This is a genomic window from Lysinibacillus sp. PWR01, from assembly GCF_043359455.1.
Classification (GTDB): domain Bacteria; phylum Bacillota; class Bacilli; order Bacillales_A; family Planococcaceae; genus Lysinibacillus; species Lysinibacillus fusiformis_F.
This window is the reverse complement of record NZ_JBHERJ010000006.1, coordinates 1-4,083: the sequence shown is the minus strand read 5'-3', so window position 1 is coordinate 4,083 and position 4,083 is coordinate 1. Positions and strand designations below refer to the sequence as shown.

The 4,083-nt window shown below is 40.3% G+C and carries 5 protein-coding genes; 4 read left to right on the top strand and 1 reads right to left on the bottom strand.

Features of this window, described 5'->3' with window-relative positions:
• Together ACEVFT_RS00840 and trmL are read left to right on the top strand one after the other, a co-directional pair.
• Window positions 1-789: hypothetical protein (locus ACEVFT_RS00840; RefSeq protein WP_393947623.1), on the top strand; the 789-nt coding region annotated here is incomplete at its 5' end.
• 50 nt (window positions 790-839) lie between these two features.
• Complete coding sequence (trmL, locus tag ACEVFT_RS00835; RefSeq protein ID WP_205445551.1) at window positions 840-1,313, top strand: tRNA (uridine(34)/cytosine(34)/5-carboxymethylaminomethyluridine(34)-2'-O)-methyltransferase TrmL; 474 nt, start codon at window positions 840-842, stop codon at window positions 1,311-1,313.
• A gap of 38 nt (window positions 1,314-1,351) precedes the next feature.
• Here trmL and ACEVFT_RS00830 read toward each other — a convergent pair whose 3' ends face one another.
• Window positions 1,352-2,197, bottom strand: coding sequence for a VOC family protein (locus ACEVFT_RS00830; protein WP_393947621.1), 846 nt, complete (start codon window positions 2,195-2,197; stop codon window positions 1,352-1,354).
• Window positions 2,198-2,588: 391 nt separating this feature from the next.
• On the opposite strand from ACEVFT_RS00830, the gene ACEVFT_RS00825 reads away from it, so the two are divergent.
• Together ACEVFT_RS00825 and ACEVFT_RS00820 are read left to right on the top strand one after the other, a co-directional pair.
• Window positions 2,589-2,759 carry a hypothetical protein gene (locus ACEVFT_RS00825; RefSeq protein ID WP_393947619.1) on the top strand — a complete coding sequence of 57 codons (171 nt, stop codon included), beginning with the start codon at window positions 2,589-2,591 and terminating at the stop codon, window positions 2,757-2,759.
• A 79-nt stretch (window positions 2,760-2,838) separates the two neighbouring features.
• Window positions 2,839-3,669, top strand: coding sequence for an aldo/keto reductase (locus ACEVFT_RS00820; RefSeq protein ID WP_393947617.1), 831 nt, complete (start codon window positions 2,839-2,841; stop codon window positions 3,667-3,669).
• The last annotated feature ends 414 nt before the right edge of the window (window positions 3,670-4,083 follow it).

Genomic DNA, 4,083 nt, shown 5'->3' with positions numbered 1-4,083 from the left:
AAGCTCGCTCAACCCGAGAGAAGAGCCGCTCTAAAAGAAGCGAATCCCGCTCAACCTGTGAGAAGAGTCGCTCCAAAAGAAGAGAACTCCGCTCACCCCGAGAGAAGAGTCGCTCCAAAAGAAGAGAAGCTCGCTCAACCCGAGAGAAGAGTCGCTCTAAAAGAAGATGAATCCGCTCACACCGTGAGGAGAACCGCTCCAAAAGAGGATGAATCCGCTCAACCTGTGAGAAGAGCCGCTCCAAAAGAGGATGAATCTGCTCAACCTGTGAGAAGAGCCGCTCTAAAAGAAGCGAATCCCGCTCAACCTGTGAGAGAAGCCGCTCAAACTGGGGGGAGAGTCGCTCCAAAAGAAGAGAACTCCGCTCACCCCGAGAGAAGAGTCGCTCTAAAAGAAGAGAAGCTCGCTCAACCTGTGAGAAGAGTCGCTCTAAAAGAAGAGAACTCCGCTCAACGTGTGAGAAGAGTCGCTCCAAAAGAAGAGAACTCAGCTCACCCCGAGAGAAGAGTCGCTCCAAAAGAAGAGAAGCTCGCTCAACGTGTGAGAAGAGCCGCTCTAAAAGAAGAGGGATCCGCTCAACGTGTGAGAAGAGCCGCTCTAAAAGAAGATGAACCCGCTCAACCCTGTGAGAAGAGCCGCTCTAAAAGAAGCGAATCCCGCTCAACCTGTGAGAAGAGCCGCTCAAACAGTGAGAAGAGTCACTCTGAAAGAAGAACAACCCGCTCAACCCGTGAGAAGAGCCACTCTAAAAGGAGAGAAGTTGATCCAAAAGAGTCAGACTTCGTTTAATTCTTAAAAGAGCTAGCTTAAAGAAATATTTAATAAGGAAGTGTGTCGTTATGCCATTGCATATCGTTTTATATCAACCAGAAATACCGGCCAATACAGGAAATATTGCTCGTACCTGTGCAGGTACTAATACATCGCTCCATTTAATTCGTCCACTAGGTTTTTCAACGGATGATAAAATGCTGAAACGAGCGGGCTTAGATTATTGGCATAGTGTGAATATTGTTTATCATGATTCACTTGATGATTTTATAGAGTACTCTAAAAATGGAGATGTTTATTTAATCGAAACGTATAGTGACGAGCCGTTTTCGACACATGATTTTAGCGATCAAGACCGAGATATTTATTTTATGTTTGGGAAAGAAACAACTGGTTTGCCGAAGGACTTTGCTTACGAACGCCGAGATATGTGCTTGCGTATTCCGCAAAGTGATCATGTGCGATCACTCAATTTGTCCAATACGGCTGCGATTGTTATTTATGAGGCATTACGTCAGCAAGGATATCCAGGTTTACATTAAAAAGCAGTTCTCCACATGTGAGAACTGCTTTTTTCATACTAAAACTTTAATAGCACGACATTTCCAGCTGGGTCCTCTGTTTGGAACCCTCCATCGATTTCCGTAACGGGTGACCCAATTACACGAAGGTTTTCTTTCATTGTTGCTGCTTGTTCTTCATTATCTAAGCGCAACGAGAACGTTTTTAAGCCGACCTGGTTTTGTCCAAGTTTTGGCGCATTTTCTGAGTGCCAAGTGTTTAAACCAATATGATGATGATAACGGCCTGTAGAAATAAATAATGCTTGGGACCCGTAGCGTGTGACAATATCATAACCTAATCCCTTTGTATAAAATTGCTCAGCTTCAGCTAAGTTGGAGACCGATAAATGAATATGGCCCATCACTGTACCAACAGGAAGTCCACTCCAGTTTCCATCGCCTTCTTCTAAAATAGAACGAATATTGAGTGGTTCTGTCACCATATGCACATGATCGTTATGCCATGTCCATTCACTTTCAGGACGATCTGTATATACCTCGATACCATTATGATCAGGATCATTTAAATAGAGTGCTTCGCTTACAGCATGGTCAGAAGCCCCAAGGTACACGCCTTTTTCGTGGAAATGAGTAATGATGTTAGCTAAGTCATGGCGAGTTGGTAATAATAAGGCGAAGTGATAAAGACCTGTCGTCGTGCTAAGCTTTTCTTCCACTGTTTCAGGCTGAACAATGGTTAATAGAGCTGTTTCTCCATCGACAGTTAATGTGGCTTTATGTGATTCTTGTTGTAAAATTTTAAAGCCGATGATTTCTTGATAAAAGGTTAAGGAGCGCTGTAGATCACTTACTTTTATTTCAACATTCGTTACATATGTGTTAGGTTTTTCATGAAAATGCATATAGGATTCCTCCAAATAGTTATTTTTTTTCATTAAGTTACTTTATGTAAGTTAGTTTATTTTAAAAATAAAGGAAAGTCAAGTATTTCTATTGTTCCACAAAAAAAGAAAATCACTAAGCTTTTCTAAATGCTTAGTGATTTTCTTGAGATATTATTTGTCAGCTTTGTAGTCGCCTTCGTATCCAGCAGTGAAAATAGCTGTTAAGAAAGCAACTGTTACACCAATGATTAATAATAATTTCATGGAAGTAACCCTCCTCATGTTATAAAGAAATCTCTTTTTAGTATAGCCTATCTACTTTAAAAATGAAACGACATAGCAGAATAAAATATGTCAGAAATGGTTCAAACAGATTAATATCGGGAAAACTATTAATGAGGTGATCATTATGGAAAAAAAGGTGCCAAATATTGAAAATGGGACAATGGTGAGAGATATGAAGGAATTAAAAGATTTGGGCAAACAGATGGAGCATTTACGTGATGGTCTAGAGCTTGCAGAGGAGGAGCGCATCGCTGATCCAATTCAATTGGAAGATGTTGAACAAAAGAAAAAGTAGTATATAAAACAGCCGCTTTATTTTTCTTAAATCCAATTTTTTGTATAATGGTACTAGGAAAAGAAAGGGGTTGTGCTTTTTGAATTTACAATCAACGAAAACATTATCAAATGGTGTAGTAATGCCTCGTTTTGGCTTAGGTGTTTACAAAATGACAGAACGTGAGGAAACATTACAGGCTATTGATAAAGCACTTCAATACGGTTATCGAGCTATTGATACAGCATCCTTATATGGGAATGAGGTAGAAGTAGGAGAAGCAATTCGTCATTCAGGCATTCGTCGTGAAGATATTTTTGTTACAACAAAAGTATGGAATAATGACCAAGGATATGATGCAACATTACGTGCTTTTGAGGTTTCGCTAAAGAATTTAAATATGGATTACCTAGACTTATATTTAACTCATTGGGCTGTCCCAGAAACATTTGAAGAAACATATCGAGCTATTGAACGCCTTTACGATGAAAAATTAATTCGCGCAACAGGTGTATCGAATCATCATGAGCATCATTTAGAAAAAATATTGGCAAAGTCAAATATTGCGCCAATGGTCAATCAGGTAGAGATGCATCCATATTTACAGCAGCAGCCATTAAGAGCATTTTGCAGTGAACATCAAATTGCTGTTACGGCATGGTCACCACTAGGACGCGGAGGTGTACTTGCGGATCCTACCATTATTGAAATAGGGCAAGAAATCGATAAAACCCCTGCTCAGGTAGTGCTACGTTGGCATTTACAAAATGATACACTCGTTATTCCAAAATCAGTGACACCGAGCCGAATTGAGGAAAATGCAAAGATTTTTGACTTTGAATTAACACAAGAACAAATGGAGAAAATGGCAACATTAAATCGTAACCAACGTTTTGGGCAAGATCCAGATCATTTCAAATTCGATTTTTAGAAAATGAGTAAATCCCGCTCTCAGATAGAGAGGCGGGATTTCATGTTGTTGAAAAAAGATCGTGTCACTAGCAGAAAAAGAACTTTGGGCAAGGTGAGGGGGTGATTTCCGTTCCGCCAGCGTCCTTTCCAGGGGGCGTCCGAGGAGCCGCTTCACTCACTTACGTTCGCTCCAGGGTCTCCTCTGTGACGCTAAATCCCCTAGGAGTGACGCTGGCGCCACTCCAATCAACCATGTGCAAAAGTGTTTTTTCCTTATCTTTCATACTAGCCGAAGCGACCAAAATAGCTCATCATTTGTATAATTAGAGATAGGATTGACTCTTATTTTCAATGTGTAGTGATAACATCCCTCCATAAAGAGTAGTGAACACCTTCATTATATTTGAAAACCTTTGCTAAAAAGTTAACATTT

Coding starts and splice junctions, on each gene's coding strand:
- ACEVFT_RS00825 (WP_393947619.1), top strand. CDS start 2,589: ATGGAAAAAAAGGTGCCAAATATTGAAAATGGGACAATGGTGAGAGAT.
- trmL (WP_205445551.1), top strand. CDS start 840: ATGCCATTGCATATCGTTTTATATCAACCAGAAATACCGGCCAATACA.
- ACEVFT_RS00830 (WP_393947621.1), bottom strand. CDS start 2,197: ATGCATTTTCATGAAAAACCTAACACATATGTAACGAATGTTGAAATA.